The organism is Amycolatopsis pigmentata (assembly GCF_042684065.1).
GTDB classification, from domain to species: domain Bacteria; phylum Actinomycetota; class Actinomycetes; order Mycobacteriales; family Pseudonocardiaceae; genus Amycolatopsis_E; species Amycolatopsis_E pigmentata.
On sequence record NZ_JBHUKR010000006.1, the window covers coordinates 538,095 to 556,649 of the forward strand.

Annotated in this window: 18 protein-coding genes and 1 pseudogene; 11 read left to right on the top strand and 8 right to left on the bottom strand. The window is 68.2% G+C overall.

The features are described 5' to 3' along the window. Positions 1-20: 20 nt before the first annotated feature. The 4 genes from ACFSXZ_RS10375 to ACFSXZ_RS10390 all read left to right on the top strand — a co-directional run bounded on the left by ACFSXZ_RS10375 (position 21) and on the right by ACFSXZ_RS10390 (position 3,924). Positions 21-1,148, top strand: a complete 1,128-nt coding sequence (locus ACFSXZ_RS10375) for a glycoside hydrolase family 1 protein (RefSeq protein WP_378263780.1) — start codon at positions 21-23, stop codon at positions 1,146-1,148. 222 nt (positions 1,149-1,370) lie between these two features. Beyond that, the gene (locus tag ACFSXZ_RS10380) at positions 1,371-2,000 is read left to right on the top strand and encodes a TetR/AcrR family transcriptional regulator (protein ID WP_378263782.1); all 630 of its coding nucleotides are present in this window, start codon (positions 1,371-1,373) and stop codon (positions 1,998-2,000) included. After that, positions 1,961-2,848: a homocysteine S-methyltransferase gene (gene mmuM / locus ACFSXZ_RS10385; RefSeq protein ID WP_378263784.1), complete on the top strand. Its 888-nt coding sequence runs from the start codon at positions 1,961-1,963 to the stop codon at positions 2,846-2,848. Before ACFSXZ_RS10380 ends, mmuM begins: the two co-directional genes overlap by 40 nt. 299 nt (positions 2,849-3,147) lie before the next feature. Beyond that, positions 3,148-3,924 (top strand): SAM-dependent methyltransferase, encoded by a 777-nt coding sequence (locus ACFSXZ_RS10390; RefSeq protein WP_378263786.1) that lies wholly within the window; start codon positions 3,148-3,150, stop codon positions 3,922-3,924. A gap of 44 nt (positions 3,925-3,968) precedes the next feature. On the opposite strand, the gene ACFSXZ_RS10395 is transcribed toward ACFSXZ_RS10390, so the two are convergent. Then, positions 3,969-5,477, bottom strand: a complete 1,509-nt coding sequence (locus ACFSXZ_RS10395; protein ID WP_378263788.1) for a prenyltransferase/squalene oxidase repeat-containing protein — start codon at positions 5,475-5,477, stop codon at positions 3,969-3,971. A gap of 258 nt (positions 5,478-5,735) precedes the next feature. On the opposite strand from ACFSXZ_RS10395, the gene ACFSXZ_RS10400 reads away from it, so the two are divergent. Then, positions 5,736-6,641 carry a proteasome assembly chaperone family protein gene (locus ACFSXZ_RS10400; protein ID WP_378263790.1) on the top strand — a complete coding sequence of 302 codons (906 nt, stop codon included), beginning with the start codon at positions 5,736-5,738 and terminating at the stop codon, positions 6,639-6,641. Between the two features lie 24 nt (positions 6,642-6,665). On the opposite strand, the gene ACFSXZ_RS10405 is transcribed toward ACFSXZ_RS10400, so the two are convergent. The 3 genes from ACFSXZ_RS10405 to ACFSXZ_RS10415 are packed head-to-tail and all read right to left on the bottom strand — an operon-like array spanning position 6,666 to position 9,952. Further along, a complete protein-coding gene (locus ACFSXZ_RS10405; protein WP_378263792.1) occupies positions 6,666-7,757 on the bottom strand; it encodes a glycoside hydrolase family 3 N-terminal domain-containing protein in 1,092 nt (363 codons plus the stop codon). Positions 7,758-7,801: 44 nt separating this feature from the next. Continuing rightward, positions 7,802-9,160: a carboxylesterase/lipase family protein gene (locus ACFSXZ_RS10410; protein ID WP_378263794.1), complete on the bottom strand. Its 1,359-nt coding sequence runs from the start codon at positions 9,158-9,160 to the stop codon at positions 7,802-7,804. Between the two features lie 9 nt (positions 9,161-9,169). Further along, positions 9,170-9,952, bottom strand: a complete 783-nt coding sequence (locus ACFSXZ_RS10415) for an IclR family transcriptional regulator (RefSeq protein ID WP_378263796.1) — start codon at positions 9,950-9,952, stop codon at positions 9,170-9,172. An 83-nt stretch (positions 9,953-10,035) separates the two neighbouring features. On the opposite strand from ACFSXZ_RS10415, the gene ACFSXZ_RS10420 reads away from it, so the two are divergent. The 4 genes and pseudogenes from ACFSXZ_RS10420 to ltrA form a co-directional block, all read left to right on the top strand. After that, entirely contained in the window at positions 10,036-11,496 is a 1,461-nt protein-coding gene (locus ACFSXZ_RS10420) for a carotenoid oxygenase family protein (RefSeq protein WP_378263798.1), read from the top strand. Continuing rightward, positions 11,496-12,548, top strand: coding sequence for an amidohydrolase family protein (locus ACFSXZ_RS10425; protein ID WP_378263800.1), 1,053 nt, complete (start codon positions 11,496-11,498; stop codon positions 12,546-12,548). The genes ACFSXZ_RS10420 and ACFSXZ_RS10425 overlap by 1 nt, the downstream gene beginning before the upstream one ends. A gap of 17 nt (positions 12,549-12,565) precedes the next feature. Continuing rightward, on the top strand, positions 12,566-13,243 hold the full coding sequence (locus tag ACFSXZ_RS10430) for a nuclear transport factor 2 family protein (RefSeq protein ID WP_378263802.1): 678 nt from the start codon (positions 12,566-12,568) through the stop codon (positions 13,241-13,243). 134 nt (positions 13,244-13,377) lie between these two features. Then, positions 13,378-14,682 (top strand): annotated as a pseudogene (ltrA, locus tag ACFSXZ_RS10435) (group II intron reverse transcriptase/maturase); the annotation flags it as partial. Positions 14,683-15,289: 607 nt separating this feature from the next. Here the strand turns inward: ltrA and ACFSXZ_RS10440 are convergent. The 4 genes from ACFSXZ_RS10440 to ACFSXZ_RS10455 all read right to left on the bottom strand — a co-directional run bounded on the left by ACFSXZ_RS10440 (position 15,290) and on the right by ACFSXZ_RS10455 (position 17,551). Then, positions 15,290-15,817, bottom strand: coding sequence for a nucleotidyltransferase domain-containing protein (locus tag ACFSXZ_RS10440; protein ID WP_378263804.1), 528 nt, complete (start codon positions 15,815-15,817; stop codon positions 15,290-15,292). Between the two features lie 154 nt (positions 15,818-15,971). Next, entirely contained in the window at positions 15,972-16,643 is a 672-nt protein-coding gene (locus ACFSXZ_RS10445) for a type IV toxin-antitoxin system AbiEi family antitoxin domain-containing protein (RefSeq protein WP_378263806.1), read from the bottom strand. A 66-nt stretch (positions 16,644-16,709) separates the two neighbouring features. Then, a complete protein-coding gene (locus tag ACFSXZ_RS10450) occupies positions 16,710-17,183 on the bottom strand; it encodes an SRPBCC family protein (protein WP_378263808.1) in 474 nt (157 codons plus the stop codon). Further along, positions 17,180-17,551, bottom strand: coding sequence for an ArsR/SmtB family transcription factor (locus tag ACFSXZ_RS10455; RefSeq protein ID WP_378263810.1), 372 nt, complete (start codon positions 17,549-17,551; stop codon positions 17,180-17,182). The genes ACFSXZ_RS10450 and ACFSXZ_RS10455 overlap by 4 nt, the downstream gene beginning before the upstream one ends. 111 nt (positions 17,552-17,662) lie before the next feature. On the opposite strand from ACFSXZ_RS10455, the gene ACFSXZ_RS10460 reads away from it, so the two are divergent. Continuing rightward, the gene (locus tag ACFSXZ_RS10460; RefSeq protein ID WP_378263812.1) at positions 17,663-18,118 is read left to right on the top strand and encodes a DUF4383 domain-containing protein; all 456 of its coding nucleotides are present in this window, start codon (positions 17,663-17,665) and stop codon (positions 18,116-18,118) included. Next, positions 18,115-18,477 (top strand): hypothetical protein, encoded by a 363-nt coding sequence (locus ACFSXZ_RS10465; protein WP_378263814.1) that lies wholly within the window; start codon positions 18,115-18,117, stop codon positions 18,475-18,477. The genes ACFSXZ_RS10460 and ACFSXZ_RS10465 overlap by 4 nt, the downstream gene beginning before the upstream one ends. Positions 18,478-18,555: the final 78 nt, after the last annotated feature.

Genomic DNA, 18,555 nt, shown 5'->3' on the forward strand with positions numbered 1-18,555 from the left:
CCGCGAACTACAGTGTCGGCATGAAGCCGGTGAGCCCGCTCAGCGACGACTTTCTCTGGGGGACCGCGACGTCGGCCTTCCAAGCGGAAGGCGGCCGGCTGAACAGCAATTGGCACGCCTACGTCGAGCGAAACGGGCTCGCCCCCTACGGCACCTCGGCCGACTTCCGGCACCGCTATCTGGAAGACATCGCACTCGCCGTGCGCCTGGGCCTCAACACCTTCCGCATCAGTGTCGACTGGGCCCGAATCGAGCCCGTACGGGGTGAGATCGATCAGCGCGAGCTGGCCTTTTACGACGACCTCGTGGAAAGCGTTCGTGGTCACGGCCTGCGGCTGATGATCACACTGGACCATTTCGTCTACCCGGAATGGCTCGGTGGCTGGGACGATCCGGCCACCGTCGGCGCATTCGTCCGCTACGCCGGAATGATCGTCGAGCGGTATGCCGACCAGTGCGGCTCCTGGCTGATCTTCAACGAGCCCAGCGTCTACGCGATGCTCGAGTTCCGGTTCCGCCGCGCCCGCGTGCGGCGCATGTACGACCACCTGGTCCGGGCCCATCGTCGCGTCTACGACCTGATCCACCGGGCCGATCCCCGCGCGATGGTGTCCTCCACCGAGGCCACCGCGAACCTGCCGCGGGCGGCGCGCGCCTTCGCCGACAGGTTCTTCCTCGACCGTGTCCTCGACAAGATCGACTTTATCGCGATCGACTACTACTACCAGGACCTCGGGCCCGCGGGCCTGGCGCATCTCGCCCGATCGAGACCGTGGCGGGTCCCGTACCGGCCCCGCGGCCTGTATCGGGTCCTGCGGTACTACGCGCGTCGCTACCGGGGGCTTCCGCTCGTCGTGACGGAGAACGGCATGGCCACCGACAACGGCCGCCCGCGCGCGGACGGCTGGACCCGCGCGGCGCAACTCGCCGCGAGCGTCTACTGGCTCCAGCGCGCCCGTGACGAAGGAGTGCCGGTGTTCGGATACCTGTACTGGTCACTGACGGACAACTACGAATGGGGTTCCTACCGTCCCCGCTTCGGTCTGTACGCCGTCGATGTCGAAACCGATCCCCAGTTGACCCGCCGTCCCACCGAGGCCGTGGAGACCTTCCGCGCCATCATCGCCGACGGCGGAGTGGTCGCGTAAGTTTCACGTTTTCCTGTCCGGGAGCAACGTTTCTGTGGGTGGAATCCGCGCCCGGACCGGCCGGGTTTCCGCCGTGCCGCGGTCCTTATTTCCCGGGCGCGGCGCTGGTAAAGCGCGTTCGTTGTGCGAAACCGGCTCCGCCCGGATGGCGATGACATGCCGGAACGGCTTTGCCCGGGTGGACGGTTTAGCGCCCGGGCCGGCGACACTATGATGGAAAAGATGACCGGCACCCAAACGGAACTGTCGCCACGCAATGCCTTCCGCGAGCAGCAGTGGCGTGAGGCGCATGAGCGCTATCTGGATTGCGCCCGCAAGGTTTTCGCCGGGTCCGGCTATCACGCCTCGACGGTCGGCGACATCGTGGAGGCCGCCAACGGCAGCCGTGCCACCTTCTACGCGCATTTCCGCGACAAGGCCGATATCGCGGCGGGCCTGTTCGAGCGCGCGCTGCCCGCCGGTGCCGAGATCTACCGCCTCGCGGCCGGATTCCCCGAACTGACCCGGGCCGCCGTCCGCGCCTGGCTCGACGAGCACGTGCTGGGGTTCTGGTCCCGGTACGACGTCGAGGTCATGGTCGTCAACGACGCGATGGCCGCGGACCCGGGCGTCGCCGCGCGGCACTACCAGTGGGGCGTGGACGCGGCCCGCGAACTGCGGCCCTACCTGGAGAAGTGGACCGGGGCGCAGGAGCAGGTCGCCCTGACCCGGGCGCTCCTGCTGATCCTGCAACTGGAACGGCTGTGCTACCACTGGCTCGTCCGTGGAGTCCCCCACGACCGCGAAATGATGCTCGATATCCTCGCTGATCTATGGTTCCGGGAACTGGAGTTTCTGCGCGCGGGCCCGTGATCGTGCTCGACGGGGGCCTGGCCACCGAACTGCAGGCGCGTGGTCACGACCTGTCCGGCCCGTTGTGGTCGGCGCGGCTGCTCGCCGACGAGCCCGAGGAGATCGTCTCGGCGCACGAGACGTTCTTCCGGGCCGGTGCCGAAGTCGCGACGACGGCGAGTTACCAGGCGAGCTTCGAAGCGTTCGGTGAGAACGCCGCCGCGATGATGCGGCGGAGTGTCGAACTGGCGCAGGTGGCCCGCGAACGGGTCGGCGGGCGGCGCTGGGTCGCGGCTTCGGTGGGTCCGTACGGCGCGACGCTGGCCGACGGCTCGGAGTATCGCGGCCGGTACGGACTGAGCGTCGCCGAGCTGACCCGGTTTCACCGGCCCCGGATGGAAGCGCTTGCCGAAGCGGGGCCCGACCTGCTGGCGCTGGAGACCGTTCCCGACATCGACGAGGCGGCCGCGCTCCTCGCCGCGATCGAGGGCATCGGCATCCCGGCGTGGCTCTCCTACACGATCTCCGGTGATCGTACGCGCGCGGGCCAGCCGCTCGGGGAGGCCTTCGCCGTGGCGGCGGACCACCCTGGGCTCGTGGCACTGGGGGTGAACTGCTGCGCGCCCGGGGACGTCGAACCGGCGATCAGGCTCGCCCGCCGGGCCGCGCGGAAGCCCGTCATCGTCTATCCGAACAGCGGCGAGGAGTGGGACGCCACCCGGAGGGCCTGGACACCTCCGTCACGCTTCACCGCGGAGCTGGTCCCGCGCTGGATCCGGGCGGGGGCCGACCTCGTGGGCGGTTGCTGCCGGATTCGTCCCGCTGATATCGCGATGGTCCGGCGCACGGTGGACAGTTACGCCGCGTAGTGAAATCCGTGATCACGTGGAGGGTTCACCCTGGCCGCGAGCGCGATCATTGTGGGCGAGCCCAGTTGCTGAGGGTAGCTGCCCGGGCGGGCGAGTGGCCTGATCGGCTGATTCGGCGCAAACCCCTTGCACGCTGCGGAAACACCCGATGAGACCCGCCGCTTCCGAGTGCGTCATGGCGCGGCACTTACAGTAGACTCGGCGCCCGGCGCGGTCGGTGAATCCGTCGGCGTCAAGGGACAGCATGGCGAGGAGGCGAACCAGGAGTGGCGCCGCCCATAGCTCCAGGTGAGCATGGCATGGATTTCGGCATGATCGCGCGGGTCATGAACCACTGGCTGGGCGGTACCTACCGCAGCACCAAGGCGGACCTGGACTTCGCCCAGCAGGTGGAGCTGGTCGCGCCGCACATCCCGTATCTGGTGCGCGCTCAGCGTGCGATGCTCGGGCGGATGGTCCGCTATCTGGTGAGCCAGGGGATCAGGCAGTTCCTCGACCTCGGTTCCGGCGTGCCCACCCGCGGCAACGTGCACGAGGTGGCCCGCGGGGCCGCCCCGGACAGCCGCGTGGTGTACGTGGACCGCGAGCCCGAAATCGCCGCCGACGGCCGGGATCTGGTGGCGGGCGACGACCAGGTCGCCTACCTGTGTGTCGACTTCCGGTGCCCGGCCGACGTTCTCGATGCTCCCGAAACGCGCCGGCTGATCGATTTCGGCCGTCCCGTCGCCCTGCTGTTCATCGAGTCGTTGACGCTCCTCCCGGACACCGACGACCCGTACGGGCTGGTCGCCGCCTACTCCGACGCCCTCACTTCCGGTAGCTATGTGGGGGTCTCGCAGGCGAACAGTACGCGAGCGCTCGAATCAGCGCTCGCCCTTTCGCAACGGATGTTCAACCTCGCACCGCCGTCGGTCTTCCTCCGCGACCGGGAAAGGCAGGCCGAGTTCTTCACCGGCCTGGAGCTGGTCGAGCCGGGTATCACCCCGGTGCAACTGTGGAAGCCCGAACCCGGCACCAAGATCGACCACAACGCCGAACTCGGCGGCATGTTCGTGGGTCTCGGCCGTAAACCCTGAGTCCTCCCGGACTCCCTTTGTCCACAAAGGACAATGCTGGCGGGTCAGGCCGTCCGGCCCGCGCCGACCGAGATCCAGGGGCCGACGAGCCGGCCGACCCGCGGGTTCGCGTCCGCGGCCCGCAGCGCCGCGATCCGCTGGGCCAGCACGATCCTGCCCGGGGTGTAGAGGTCCTTGTCGTGCCACAGCGGAGGGTCGGCCTCGCCGTCCTTGCCGAGCAGGTACGCGCAGCCCCGGGCCGCGGCCTGCTCGACCGTCGGGTCCGGCCGGTTTCCGTTGGCCTGTAAAAGGATCCGCACCGCATAGGAGGTCTCCTCGGACGTGCCCTCCCAGCGGCCCCACGACCCGTTCCGGCGTTGCGTACCGACGACCCAGTGCATCGCCTTGCGTACCGCCGGCGTGCTTTCCCCGCATCCGGACAGTGCGGCGACACAGCAGAACGTGGCGTAGTAAGGGGAAGCGTGCCACTTATCCATCCAAGACCCGTCGGCGCGCTGTTGCCCGCACAGCCACGCGGCCAGGACGCGCATCGTTTCTCCGACGCCGGGCTTCGTGGTCTCGGTGCTGGTGAAGGCTTGCAGCACATGCGCGTTCGTGGTGACCGACGGCGTGCGCTCGTCGGGGTAGGTGACGAAGTGATCGTCCTGCTGGTACGGCCAGAGGCAGTCCAGTGAGCGCGGACGGCCGAGGGCGGCCAGCGCGTAGAGCGCGGTGGCCGTGTCGTCCGCGTCGGGCGGCAGGCCGGCACCACCGGGCACACCGGATTCTCCGAAGGCGTTCCGCAGGCCGGTCACGATCCCGGGCGGAACGGGGACGTCGATTCCCGCGCCGGCGAAGGTGGCCAGCACCCATGACCGCTCGAAGACGTCGAGCGGTGCGGCCACCGGGACCGGCCCGTCGTGCCGCGCCTGCACCGTCTCGAGGTATCGCCGTGCCGGCCCTTCCGGGGCGGGGTTTCCGAGCCAGACCGCTGTCGCGGCAGGAGAACAGCCGACACCGTCTTCGCCGGCTCGCGCGAACGAAACCCCTTGTGCCGCCGGGCCGACCGCCTCCAGGGAGTGCACGACCTTGGGGGGCAACGGTTGTCCACGCCGGACTGTTTCCCGCAGGCCGGCCAGGAGTTCCGAATTCGTGCCCGGGGGATCGGGCAGACGACGTCCTTGAAGTACCGGCGAGGATTCCGCGTCGAGCGCTTCGAGGTGCGCGTTGATGTCGGCGATCAGGGCGGGCACGAGGATTTCCACCGCTACCGTGTCCGGAAGCGTGATTTCGCCATCGGACCAGCGCGTGTACAACGCTTGCAGGCCACGGCCCGCGGCCAGGCCCACGACCGGGTTCCGGGCACGGCGCGACTCGGCGAGCAGGGACTCGGTGGCACTCAGCGTCGGCAGCAGTCCGTAGGAATCCGGCCTGCCCCATCCTCCGTCGGCGTTCTGTTCGGCGAGCAGGAACCGGATCCGGCCCCCGTGGCCGGCCAGGCCGGGAACCAGCGTGACGAGCCTGGCCGTTTCGTAGACGGAAGGGGAGAACTGTCCATGCGGGTCTGCTGACATGTCGGCGAGCACACGTGCGCAAACGCCGGCTGTTCCATCCATCGGTGTCCCCCCGATATCGGATCAACCGCGAACGACAGTGGGAAAGTTCACCAAAAGTATCATGATGACCTGTCTGCGGAGCGGGGTTTCGTCCGGACGGCCGAGCCTGTTCGCTCGCTTGGCGGTCTCGGCGGTGATGACGTGAGCGGGATGGATTCACCGCCCTGCGACGTTCACTCTCGGGGAAGACAGACACAAAGGCAGCAGGAGGCTAAGGTGCTAGACCCGCACGATCTCTACGAGGTGGATTCCGGGCTGCCCGAACTGGACGGTGCGGTACTGCTGCACCAACTCGACGGTTTCATCGACGCGGGCGGCGCCGCCAAGATCGTCACCGAACATCTGTTGTCCGGGCGGGAGAGCCAGGTCGTCGCCCGCTTCGATGTGGACCGGCTGATCGACTACCGGTCCCGCAGGCCGATGATGACCTTCGAGGCCGACCACTGGGCGGGGTACGAGACCCCTGAACTGGCCGTGCGGCTGTGCCATGACGACGGGGAGACGCCGTTCCTGGTGCTGACCGGCCCCGAACCGGACCACGAGTGGGAACGTTACGCCGCCGCGGTGCGTGGCCTGGTCGAACGCTGGGGCGTGCGGATGACCGTGTCCTACCACGGCGTTCCGATGGGCGCGCCGCACACGCGGCCACTGGGCGTGACCGCCCACGCGACCCGCGCCGAGCTGATCGGTGAGTTCGATCCGGTGCTCAACCGTCTTCAGGTGCCCGGATCCGCCTCCGCGCTGACCGAACTGCGGCTCGGCGAAGCGGGCCATGACGCGGCCGGGTTCGCCGCGCATGTGCCGCATTACCTGGCGCAGTCACGCTATCCGGCGGCGGGCCTGACGCTGCTGGGTTCGATTTCCCGGATCACCGGCCTGTCCCTGCCGGACGAAAAGCTGCGGGAGGCCGCCCGTCGCACCGACGACGAGATCGCGCGGCAGGTCGCCGAATCCGACGAGGTGGCGGACGTGGTGCGCGCGCTGGAACAGCAGTACGACACCTTCGTCGAGGCGATGGACCGCCGGAGCCTGCTCGCCGAGGACATGGCGGTGCCCACCGCCGAGGAACTCGGCGCGGAGTTCGAGCGGTTCCTCGCCGAGCGTCAGGAACGCGGCGACTGAGCCCGGGGGGAGGGACCGGGCGGGTCAGCGCAGGGATGAGCGCAGGGTGGTGACCCGGTCGGCGGCGGCGGTGAAGTCGGCCTGGTCGAGCTTGCCGGACTGATAGGCCACGGCCAGGGCGTTCGCGGCGGCGTCGCCCTGGGCGGGGTCGTGGCCGGAGGCCAGGATCAGGTCCATCCCCGCCGAGGCGGCGGACACCGCGCGCTGCCCGGTGTCGCCGAATTGCCGGAGCGCGCCCGCTTCCAGCGCGTCGGTCACGGTCACGCCGGGAAAGCCCAGGCGCTCCCGCAGTTCCTGGCGCACCACGATCGGTGAAAGCCCGGCCGGACGAGCCGCGTCCAGCGCCGGGTAGATCGCCCAAGACATCATCACGAGCTTCACGCCCGCACCGATCGCCGCCGGATACGGTGCCTCGTCCACCGAGCGCAGGGTGGACAGCGGCACGTTCAGGGTGACCGGCTCGTTGTCGGTGTTCGCGCCTCTTGGGGCCGATCCCAGACCCGGGAAGTGCTTGGCGGTCGCGGCGACCCCGCCCTGCTGCTGGGCGGAGATGAACGCCTGACCGAGGTCGGAGACCACCGCGGGATCCTTGCTGTAGGAGCGCTGGTACTGGTCGGCGAAGTCGCCCTCGGTGCGGTAAACGTCGAGCACGGGCGCGAGGTTGACGTTCATGCCGACACCGGACAGGTTCTGTGCGGCTCCGTTGCCCGCCTGGGTGGCGGCGGCTCGCGGGTCGGCGGACTCACCGATCTGTTTTTCCGACAGCGCCGGTTCACCCGGCAGCCGCCGGACCTGCCCGCCTTCCTGGTCGGTCATGAGCAGCAGCGGCGCCCGCACCGGGCTCGTCGCGTTCGCCTGTTTCAGCTGCCCGATCACCGAGGAGATCTGCGCGGGACTGGAGATGTTGTCGCGGAAGAAGATCACCCCGGCCGCTTCGCCCGCGCTGATCCGGTCCAGCAGGCTCTGCGGCGGAGTCAGGCCGGAATAGGAATAGATCACCCGTTCCCCGGCGAGCTGTTGCGGATCCAGCTGTGCGGCGTGGGGGGTCCCCGCCACGGGCACGGTGCAGGTGGCCGCGAGCAGCGCCGCGACGGTCGACCGAAGATAGAGTCCCATTGTGGTCAGTACTCCCCCAATCCAGCGGATAATGGGTGAATACGTCACATTACCTCCGCCGGACTGTCGGGGGAAGGAACCGGTCCGGTCCAGATCCGGCCCGGTCCGGAGCCCGGAACGTGGGCCGCCGAACCGGGAGAACCGCCACGGGCGAAGGAAATCCACGCCTGCCGCAGTGGCCGCCCGATCTCCTCGATGTCGTCCCAGTCCGCGCCCGCCAGCATCGGCGCCCCGGCCCACGCCTCGCGTTCGCCGAGCAGGAACGGAAGCTCGACGCAATGGCACGCCCCGAAGATCGACCCGGACGCCGCCCAGCCGAACCGGTAGGTGAAGACCCGGCGGCCTGCCCGGGCCAGCGTGTCGGCGAAGCGCAGCGACGGTGTTTCGAACACCCGCCGCGTGGCCAGCCGTTTGACCGTTTCCAGCCCGCGCCGCCCCACCAGCGGGACACGCTCGATCCGCTCGCTGAACGGTTTGCCGTTGAGGAAGCCGTTCATCTCCGCGCTCGTGGTTCCGATCATCACGTCCACTCCGGCACCGGCGGCCTCGGCCGTCCAGCGGTCGGCGCCGGGCAGCGCATCGGTGCCCGCGGTCGGGCAGAACGGTGGCGACGCGAGCCCGCCGGGACCGGAGACCCGCTGGATGGCGGCGTCCTGCGCGGCGAGAATGGCCTCGACCGGCGCGGTGGTCACCTCCGCCCGCAGCGCGGTGGTGAAGTGGCGGGCGACCCGGGCCGCCCTGGCCGGGGTCGCGAGCTTGAGCCCCAGCGGCGCGCTCTGCAGGATCGCCTGCCGGAACAGCCCTCGCGCGGCCGGGGCAGCCATCAGGCACGCGACGGAGTGCGCGCCCGCCGACTGCCCGAACACGGTGACCCGGTCCGGGTCACCGCCGAAGTTCCCGATGTTCTCCCGGATCCAGCGCAACGCGGCCACCTGGTCGAGAAGCCCGAGATTGCCCGGCGCGACACCGGGCAGCTTCAGATAACCCAGCGCGCCGAGCCGGTAGTTGATCGCGACGAACACGATGCCGCCTTCGGCCGCGAGCCGCCGCCCCTCGTAGAACCCGAACGACGACGCCCCGGTGACATACGCGCCGCCGTGGATCCAGACCATGACCGGGCGCGGACCGTTCACACCGGGCGTGACCACCGTGAGGTTCAGACAGTCCTCGTCCTGCCGCAGGCCGGCCTGCGGGGGACCCATCACGGCGTCCGGGCGAACCGGCGGCTGCGGGCTGATCGGCCCGGGCCGGGTCGCGTCGAACACCCCCGTCCAGGGTTCGACCGGCTTGGGCGGCGTGAACCGTGCCGCGTGGGCGTAGGGCACCCCCCGGAAGACGGTCAGCCCGTCGGCACCTCGTTCACCACGGATCGTGCCCGAGGCGAGTTGTAGCTCTGTGTTCACAGGGCAACTCTAATCGCCCGGCGCTCCGCGCAGCCTTTCCTGGACGCGCGCGGCGGCGGCCATCACCGCCGGGGCCAGCGCGGACAGCTCGGGAGCGGTGCCGAGCCGGGACAGCGGTGCCGCGACGACCACCGCGGCGCGGGGCTCGCCGGTCCCGGACCGGATGGCGGCGCCCACCGCGCCGATCGAGGGGGAGGCCTCGCCGATGTTGGCGGCCCAGCCACGCCGCTGGATCCGGGTCAGCTCGGCGGCCAGCGCGGGCCAGGTGCGGATCGAGCGTTCGCTCACACCTTCCAGCCGCTGGCCGGGCAGGCGGCGGCGGAGTTCGTCCCCCGGCAGGCAGGAAAGCATCGCCTTGCCGCCCGACGTGCAGTGCGCGGGCAGCACGGCGCCGACACGAGGAGCCGCGAGCCGGGCGCGGCCGCGTCCCGCCAGCGACTCGACGAAGCGGACGTTGCGCCCTTCCAGGATGAGCATGCTCGTCGTCTCGCCGATTTCGTCGCGCAGATCGCGCAGGACCGGACCGCCCGCGTCCTTGAGCGAAACCGCGGCGGTGGTGGCCAGGGTCAGCTCGTGGATGGCGGGGCCGATCAGGTAGGGACCACCGGCACGGTCCTGGCGGACGAACCCGGCGTGTTTGCAGGTGGCGAGCAGCCGGTGCGCGGTGGACACGCCCACCGACAGTTCCGCCGCCACCTCGCTGACCGTGACCGACCCGCGGGCGGCCACGAGCATCACCACGCGCAGCGCGTGTTCGGCCGAGCGCAGGACCTGAGGACCCGATTTCCTCATAGCGGAACGTTATCGGACGTCCTTGCCGCTACGCGAGATCCGGTGCTTCGCTTGAGCCACGTTCGCCCGAGGCGAAGGAGACAATGGTGTCCCAGGTGCCGACGACCTTTCCCGACGAACCCCTCTTCGCCGGCTTCAACGCGCCGATGCGGGTGGAAGCCGAGATCTACGATCTCGAAGTCGCTCAGGGCGAGGTTCCCGGTCAGCTGGACGGAACCTACTACCGCGTGGTGGCCGACCGGCAATGGCCCCCTCGGTCGGCCGACGACATCCCGTTCAACGCCGACGGCATGGTGATGTCGTTCCGGTTCACCGGGGGACATGTCGACTTCAGGAGCCGGTATGTGCGCACACCCCGGTTCAAGGCCGAACGCGAGGCGCGGCGGGCATTGTTCGGCGCCTACCGCAATGCCTACACCGACGACCCGTCGGTGACGGGGATGAACCGGACGCTGGCGAACACGAACGTCTTCTGGCACGCGGGCCGCCTGCTGGCGTCCAAAGAGGACGGCCTGCCGTTCGAGATCGACCCGGACACGCTGGAAACCGTCGGCATGCACACCTTCGACGGTGCCCTGACGTCACCGACCTCGACCGCGCACCCGAAGTTCGATCCGCGCACCGGCGAGATGGTGTTCTTCGGCTACGCCGCGAAAGGCGAAGGGACGCCCGACATCGTCTACTACGAGGCGGACCGGAACGGGAACCTGGTGCACGAAACCTGGTTCCAGGCACCGTATTCGAGCATGCTGCACGACTTCGCGGTCACCCAGAACTTCGTGATCTTCCCGATCATCCCGCTGGTCGCCGACGCGGACCGGCTCCGGGTGGGGCAGCCGCTGTTCGCGTGGGACCCGGGCAAGGACGTCTACCTCGGTGTGCTGCCGCGCAAGGGCCGGACGGAGGACCTGCGCTGGTACCGCGCCTCCACCCGGTTCGCGAGCCACATTCTCGGTGCCTACGACGACGGCAGGCACATCTTCGTCGACACCCCGGTGTCGGAGTCGAACTACTTCCCGTTCTTTCCCGACGTGAGCGGCGCTCCCCGTGATCCCGAACGGGTCAAGGGATATCTGTCGCGGTGGACGATCGACACGATGGGGGAGTCGCGGACCTTCACCGAGGAGCGGTTGACCGATCACGCCGGTGAATTCCCCCGGATGGACGACCGGTTCGAGACCTTGCCCTACTCGTGGGGCGTGCTGGGCATGTACGAGGTGCCGGGACAGCGGCGCCCCGGCGGTGGCTTCCGGTGGATCGGCACGGTGGATCTCGCGGCCAGGACGACCAGGACCCACTACGTCGGTGACGCCTCGACGACCGGTGAGCCACTGTTCGTGCCCGCTCACGACGAGGCGGGGCCAGGCGAAGGTTATGTCATGGCGGTCGTGGGGCGGCACGAAGAGAACCGGAGCGATTTGCTGATCCTCGACGCGAAACGGATCGACGTGCCCCCGGTGGCGACCGTGAAGCTGCCGATTCGCATTCCCTATGGACTGCACGGAAACTGGGTTACGGCGACCGAGTTGAGAAAGGGAGCTTGATGACGGAACTTCAGACCGGCGGCGGGCAGGGTTATCTCCGGATCGCCACCGAGGAGGCGTTCTGCCCACCGGAGATCGCGGCCGCCTGGCGGGAGATGATCGCCGGGGGCGAGTCCGACGATCCGGGGTTCGTCAGCCTGGTCGGCTTCTACCAGACGCATTCCAGTGAGCGTGCCCTCGCGATCAGCGAGCGCCTGCAGGACCTGGGGGAGCGCAGGCTGGCCGACATGGACGCCACCGGGATCGACCGGCAGGTCATCTCGCTGACCGCGCCGGGCACGCAGGTCTTCGGCGCCGACCGCGCCGTCGGCTTCGCGACCCTGGCCAACGACCAGCTCGCCGAGGCGTGCCGCCGGCATCCCGACCGCTTCACCGGGCTGACCGCCGTGGCGCCGCAGGATCCATCGCACGCGGCCAAGGAGATCGAACGAGGGGTCCGGCAGCTCGGGCTCAAGGGCGTGATCATCAATTCGCACACCCACGGCGAGTACCTCGACGACGAGAAGTTCTGGCCGATCTTCGAGGCCGCCGAGGCGCTGGACGCCCCGATCTACCTGCATCCGACCACACCGCCGAAGACGATGATCGGCCCGTTGCTGGAGGCGGGGCTCGACGGCGCGATCTACGGCTTCGCGGTGGAGACGGGGATGCACCTGCTCCGGATCATCACCTCGGGGGTGTTCGACCGGTTCCCGAACCTCAAGATGGTCGTCGGGCATCTGGGCGAAGCGCTGCCGTTCTGGATGTACCGGCTGGACTACATGCACGCCGCGACGGTGCGGGCCAAGCGGTACGAGCGCATGAAGCCGTTGCGCCGCAAGGTGAGCGAATACCTGCGTGAGAACGTGTGGTTCACCACCAGCGGAATGGCCTGGGCGCCCGCGATCCAGTTCTGCCGTGAGGTACTGGGTGCGGACCACGTGCTGTATTCCATGGACTATCCCTACGAATACGAGGCCGACGAGGTCGTCACCCAGGACGCGCTGCCCCTTTCCGCCGAGGAGAAGAAGGCATTCTTCCAGACCAACGCGGAGCGGCTTTTCCACCTTTGAGCACGAGGAGGGGATCGGTGAGCACGACGACTTCGGAACTGCTGGACCGGATATCGCGACTGGAGCACCGGCTGGGCACGCTCGAAGCCGCCCACGCGGTCGAGCGGTTGCACCACCAGTACGGTTACTACCTCGACAAGTGTTTTTACGACGAGGTGGTGGACCTGTTCACCGACGACGATCCTTCGGTGTATTTCCTCCACGGTCTGTTCAACGGCAAGGATGGCGTACGACGCCTCTACGCGGGCCGGTTCGCCAAGCGCTTCACCGAAGCCGTCAACGGTCCCTCCTACGGCCGCCTGCTCGACCACCCCCAGATGCAACCGGTGATCACCGTCGCGCCGGACCTGCTCAGCGCCAACGGACGGTTCCGGTCCATCATGCAGGCGGGGAGCCATCAGACACTGAAGTCCCCGAGGCAGTGGTGGGAAGGTGGCGTCTACGAGAACACCTACGTCCGCGAGGGCGACGTGTGGAAGATCAAGGTGCTCAACTGGCGGCCGGTCTGGCGGGCGGAGTTCGACGAGGGCTGGATGAGGGCGAATCCGGACTACGACGGTTACCTTTCGACCCCTTATCCCAAGGATCCTTACGGCCCGGACGAAATCGTCGGCGACTGGCGGATGTTCCCGGAGACGGAGACCGTCCCGTTCCACTACCCGCACCCGGTGACCGGGAAGGCGGTGGGAGCGTAGTTCGCGTGATTGGGAGACCGCGTGCCACAGCACGGGATGGGGCGGCAGAAAGGCACGGCACGGGGCGGTGACGGCACGGGCGGTGTTCAGCCGCCAGATCCCGTAACGGAAGTAATCGATCGGGCAGCCGGGTCCGGGGAAACAAGGGTGGTCGGACCGCGGGGGTTGACGGGGTTGTCCCGCTCGATCTTCCGCGGGAGGCTGTCAATCTCCTGGCCGGTATACGGCTGGAGTTGAAGGATCGGACGTTCCGGCCGTTGCCGGTGCGGGAACGGCTGATCCCGAAACCGGGTAGTATCAAGAAGCGGCGGCTGGGTATTCCGGTGGCGGCGGACCGTGTCGTGCAGGCGGCGCTGAAGCTGGTGCTGGAGCCGGTGTTCGAGGCGGATTTCACCCCGTCCAGTCATGGGTTCCGTCCGAAGCATCGGGCGCAGGACGCGGTCGCTGATGTCCATCATTTCACCTCCCGGCGGTATGAGTGGGTGTTCGAGGCGGACATCGAGGCGTGTTTCGACAACATCGATCACCGGTTCCTGATGGAGCGGGTGCGTCGGCGGGTCGGGGATAAACGCGTTCTGGCGCTGGTCAAGGCTTTCCTCAAGGCCGGGATTTTCACCGAGGACGGCCGGGATCAGGAAACCCTCACGGGTACCCCGCAAGGCGGGATTCTTTCACCGCTTCTGGCGAATATCGCGTTGTCGGTACTGGACGAACACTTCCAAGCGAAGTGGGATGCGTTCGGTGTCGGCACGAAAACGCCGGGGCAGCGGAGGAAGCGTCTTCGCCGTGCGGGTGGGGCGGTGTTCAAGATGGTCCGCTACGCGGATGATTTTGTGGTGCTTGTCAGCGGGTCGCGGCATCATGCCGAGGGCCTGTGGGACGAGGTCGCCCGGGTTCTCGCGCCGATCGGGTTGTCCCTGTCGGCGGAGAAAACCCGTGTCGTGCACATAGATGAGGGGTTCGACTTCCTGGGGTGGCGCATCCAGCGGCGCTTCAAGGCGGGGACAACCTCGAAGAAGGTCTACACGTATCCATCCAAGAAATCGCTGAAAGCGATCACCAGGAAGGTGCGTGTGATTACCCGCAGATCAGGGTCACCCTATGTTTCTCTCAGGCAACTTCTGATGCACCTCAACTCGGTGATCAGGGGATGGTGTCATTACTTCCGGCACGGGGTGTCCTCGGCCACGTTCAGCTACCTGGGCCATTCCACGTGGCAACGGGTGGTCAAATGGCTCTACGCACGACACCCCAAACTGGGCTGGCGAGCGATCAAACGTCGATTTCTCACCGGCCCGTGCTCCTATCCAACGGAAAACGGGATCCAGCTCTATAACCCAGGCGAAATAGCGATCGAACGCTACAAATGGCGGGGTTACTCGATCCCAACACCATGGACCAGCCTGGCGGAACTATTGGACACAGCCCAGCAGGCATAACTCCGTGGAGAGCCGGATGCGGTGAAAGTCGCACGTCCGGTTCGGCGGGCGGCCTTGGGAAACGTGCCCGGAGAAATCCGGGTAACGCGCCCAGGGCCGACCCTACTGCCACCGGCCCGCCCAGCACTGCGAAACCGACCACGTCGACGACTGGTACGCCCTCCACGGAGACACCGCCGACACCAACCTCACCGCCTTATGCACCCGAGACCACCACACCAAAGACCTCCCCGGCTGGTCCTACCAGTTGAACAAAAACACCGGGACCTTCACAGTGACCACCCCTACCAACAACCACTACACCAGCAACCCCGAGCCACTCCACCCACCCCGCACCAACCCCTTCAACGACAATCCCCCTGACGACCCACGATTCTAGAACCGTCGCATGTGGACAAAGGCCTCCGCGTCGTTATCACGCGGTCCTCGCCGCAGCAAACCCGGCAAGCTGCACGCGCCCTGCGTGATCGAGAGCACGATCGCGTGGTTGCCCGGATATCGGCGCCTCGCCATCCGCTACGAGCACAGGCCGTGCCCCGTCTCGGTCTCGGAATCCCAGCGGTGGGCAAGGCCGGGTCTGTCCCGCAAGGCCCCTCAGGGTGGCCGCTCACTGCGGCCCCCGCGTTCGGGATGGCAGTTCCGACTGCCCATCGGACGTTCGCCGAATAGCGTCCTCATCAGAGGAACGGGTCGCATGGCGCCGGCACGCGCGCAACAGGTCGGCCAGGATTCCTGTGGGGTCGTGCAGGATGCGGGCTCCGTCGCTCACGACGCGGTGCGTGCCAGGGTCGACGGGAGCGACGCTGGCCCAGCGAGGGTGGCCGATGCCTATCTCGACTTCCAGCCCGGAGGCTGTGACGAATCGTTGTTCTGTGATGGCGCCCCAGGTTCGGGTTCTGATCAGCTCGCCGATGCCGAGTTCGCCGGTCCAGGTGCTGTCGGTCCACGTGCTGTCGGTGTAGTGGGTGGTGTCGCGGGTGAGCAGGACGAGGTCGATATCGGAGTCGGGCCGTGCGGCGCCGCGGGCGCAGGAGCCGACCAGCAGCAGGCCGACGACGTCGCTGCGGTCGGAGACCCAGCGTGTGACGCGGTGGACGACATCCTTGATTTCCGCGGCGCGTTCGGGCGTGATCATGGCCGAGTCGTGTGCCGGCCGGCCGTCGTGGTGGTGGGACATGGCGATTCCCAGGTGGGTTCACTACGGACCATCCGCGGTGAACCCACCTTCTTCCCCGCGCGATCGGGTGTCGACCGTGTGCTGGAATCGGCGAACAGCGGCAGGCAAGCGGTCAGATCATTTCCAGGATGCGGTCCAGTGCGCCCTGCCGTCGGTGCGCGATGGCGAGGCTGTTGAGCACGTGCGGGTCGGCCTGGTCGACGAGGCCGCTGATCGCGGCGGTCGCGAGGTCGGGGCGCCCGCCCAGTTGCGGATACTGGGCCAGATCGAGCATCGTCTGCTCGACCGTGGTGATCCAGCCCTGGCCGAGTTGCGTGGTGTGCCGTTTGATGCGCATCCGGTTCGGATCCCGCCGGATGAACGAGACCGTCGCCTGGCGGTCGGTGAAACGGATCGCGGGCCGGTTGCGGGTGGTCGCGATCACCGCGGTGCTCAGGGTTTCGTCGAGAGCACCGTATTCCTTGGCGGCGGACAGGCCCATCAGGGATACCGAGCGAGGTCCGTCGTCCGCGGCGGCGATGCCCCAGGCGGCGGCTTCGAGGACGGGTTTCCAGGACTTACCCACTTCGTCGCCGGGCACGAGGGCGTAATACCCGGCGGCGATGCGGTGGAGCAGACCACGCCGTACCAGGGTGGCGTAGGCCTGATGCGTGGGCATCGCCTCCCGGAGATCCGGGGTTTCCGGATTCGCGGGAGGTGCTTCGGTGGCGGCTTCCTGAAGCGCGACCACCCTCACGGCGCGGCGGAGGAGGGAAGGCAACGGATCGTACACTGCACGTGTCATTTTCATCACCCTCGGTTGAGGGTAAGGACACGGCGTGCCGTTGACAAGTCCCCCGACGCTGCACAACTAGTGCACTTTCGCGACGAGCGCCGCGAGTCGCTCCATCGTCTCCCGGGCGCCGCCCTCCATGCCGGAGGCCAGCACGGCGTCCCGATCTTCGATCGACTGGTACACCGATGTCGTGGTCAGCCGGGTCTTTCCGGCCACGGTGGCGAAAACGGCCGTTTCCAGCGAGACGTGACCCGGTGCGCCTTCGAACTCGAAGGTACGGATCACCCGCTCGGGTTCAGTGACATCGTGATGCACACCGCGGAAGGCGAATTCGTTGCCGTCGGCGTCGCGATGCACGACGCGCCAGGAGCCACCGGGCCGGACCTCCATCCGGTCGACGATGGTGGTCAGGGACGACGGGCCCCACCACTCGGGCAGCAGTTCCGGGTCGTTCGCGGTGGCGAACACCAGCTCGCGCGGAGCGTCGAACTCGTGGACGAGCACGATCTCCTGCTTGCCGGGCTCTGCGACGATTCTGGTGCGGCTCATGGCTCCTCGTTTCCCACGGGCTTCGGCGCCCGGTGATTCGGTTTTCCCTGTAGTTCGCGAAGCTTCTCCTCCAGCCGGTCGTAGCGGCCCTGCCAGAGCAGCCGGTGGCTCTCGATCCACCTGGAGGCCACCTCGAGCGGCGCCGCTTCGAGGCGGCACGGCCGGAACTGGGCGTCCCGGCCTCGCGTGATGAGGCCCGCGTTTTCCAGCACCTTCAGGTGCTTCGAAATCGCCTGGAGGCTGACCTCGAACGGGGCCGCGAGTTCGTTCACCGTCGCCTCGCCGGTCTTGGCCAGGTGAGCCAGGATCGCGCGCCGGGTGGGATCGGCGAGTGCGGCGAACGTCGCGCTGAGCTCGTCCTCGGTCATATTCAACCTTCTGGTTAATCAACCTTCTGGTTGAGTATCAGCGCCGCTGTGACCTGTGTCAAGGTCTCTGCCGAGGTTGAACCCACACGTTCCGCGGGCCGTACTCTCGGCATGACGACCACCACGGTTCCGGCGAGTGGCACGGTCAACCGGATCGCCGGCTTCGGTTTCGGGGCGGTTTTCCTGCTGGTCGGTGTGATCGGGTTCGCGATCACCACGGAGACGCCCTTCACTGCCACTCACGGCAAGATGCTGCTTTTCTTCGAGCTCAATCCGACGCACGACCTGGTGCATGCCGGGGTGGGGATCGCGCTCGCGGGCGCGGCCGGGATCGGGGCGGGCTGGGCGAAGGCGGCCAACACCCTGATCGGCGGCGTCTACCTGCTGGTCGGGCTGGCGGGGTTCTTCCTGCTCCACGCGCCGGTCAACCTGCTCGCCGTGAACCACCCGGACAACGTGCTGCACGTGCTGGCGGGGGCACTCCTGGTCGGCGTGGGAGTGGTCAGGCTCCCGCGCCCGAGCGAGGACCGGGACGACGTGGAGGAGGCGGCGGAACCTGACGCGTGACCGGCCTGCCGTCCGCGCGGGGCGGCTGGTGCGGCGGGCGGTTGCGCATCGGAGGCGGGGGAGGCGCGGCACCGCGGGACGGGTCGGCGCGCGGGGGCCGAGGACGGCTCTCCGGCCGGGCCGGGGGGCGAGCGGGGGGACGGCTGGCGCGCGCGGGACGGGCGTCCGCCTCCGGATCCGGGCGGTTGACCCAGGAGTCGAAGAGCAGCAGCAGGCCGGCGACGCCCACGAGAGCGGCACCGATGGGGGCGGCGCCGCTGACGATCATCAGCGCCGCGATGGTCACCAGCGAGACGACCGGAATCCAGCAGAACGGGTCGATGCGGCCGAACTTCTTTCCTCGCGCGGGCGAACGCTGAGGGCCCCGGTCCATGAGCATCCCTTTCCGTCGCGCCGACTGTTCGAACAAGATAACGCTAGGGGATGACGGGGGTACC

What these genes read in the sequence shown, in the direction of transcription:
- ACFSXZ_RS10445 (WP_378263806.1), bottom strand. Translation starts at nt 16,643, where the DNA reads ATGACACGTGCAGTGTACGATCCGTTGCCTTCCCTCCTCCGCCGCGCC.
- ACFSXZ_RS10415 (WP_378263796.1), bottom strand. Translation starts at nt 9,952, where the DNA reads ATGAGGAAATCGGGTCCTCAGGTCCTGCGCTCGGCCGAACACGCGCTG.
- ACFSXZ_RS10440 (WP_378263804.1), bottom strand. Translation starts at nt 15,817, where the DNA reads ATGATCACGCCCGAACGCGCCGCGGAAATCAAGGATGTCGTCCACCGC.
- ACFSXZ_RS10455 (WP_378263810.1), bottom strand. Translation starts at nt 17,551, where the DNA reads ATGACCGAGGACGAGCTCAGCGCGACGTTCGCCGCACTCGCCGATCCC.
- ACFSXZ_RS10380 (WP_378263782.1), top strand. Translation starts at nt 1,371, where the DNA reads ATGACCGGCACCCAAACGGAACTGTCGCCACGCAATGCCTTCCGCGAG.
- mmuM (WP_378263784.1), top strand. Translation starts at nt 1,961, where the DNA reads ATGGTTCCGGGAACTGGAGTTTCTGCGCGCGGGCCCGTGATCGTGCTC.
- ACFSXZ_RS10405 (WP_378263792.1), bottom strand. Translation starts at nt 7,757, where the DNA reads ATGGGACTCTATCTTCGGTCGACCGTCGCGGCGCTGCTCGCGGCCACC.
- ACFSXZ_RS10460 (WP_378263812.1), top strand. Translation starts at nt 17,663, where the DNA reads ATGACGACCACCACGGTTCCGGCGAGTGGCACGGTCAACCGGATCGCC.
- ACFSXZ_RS10395 (WP_378263788.1), bottom strand. Translation starts at nt 5,477, where the DNA reads ATGTCAGCAGACCCGCATGGACAGTTCTCCCCTTCCGTCTACGAAACG.
- ACFSXZ_RS10420 (WP_378263798.1), top strand. Translation starts at nt 10,036, where the DNA reads ATGGTGTCCCAGGTGCCGACGACCTTTCCCGACGAACCCCTCTTCGCC.
- ACFSXZ_RS10375 (WP_378263780.1), top strand. Translation starts at nt 21, where the DNA reads ATGAAGCCGGTGAGCCCGCTCAGCGACGACTTTCTCTGGGGGACCGCG.
- ACFSXZ_RS10450 (WP_378263808.1), bottom strand. Translation starts at nt 17,183, where the DNA reads ATGAGCCGCACCAGAATCGTCGCAGAGCCCGGCAAGCAGGAGATCGTG.
- ACFSXZ_RS10390 (WP_378263786.1), top strand. Translation starts at nt 3,148, where the DNA reads ATGGATTTCGGCATGATCGCGCGGGTCATGAACCACTGGCTGGGCGGT.
- ACFSXZ_RS10425 (WP_378263800.1), top strand. Translation starts at nt 11,496, where the DNA reads ATGACGGAACTTCAGACCGGCGGCGGGCAGGGTTATCTCCGGATCGCC.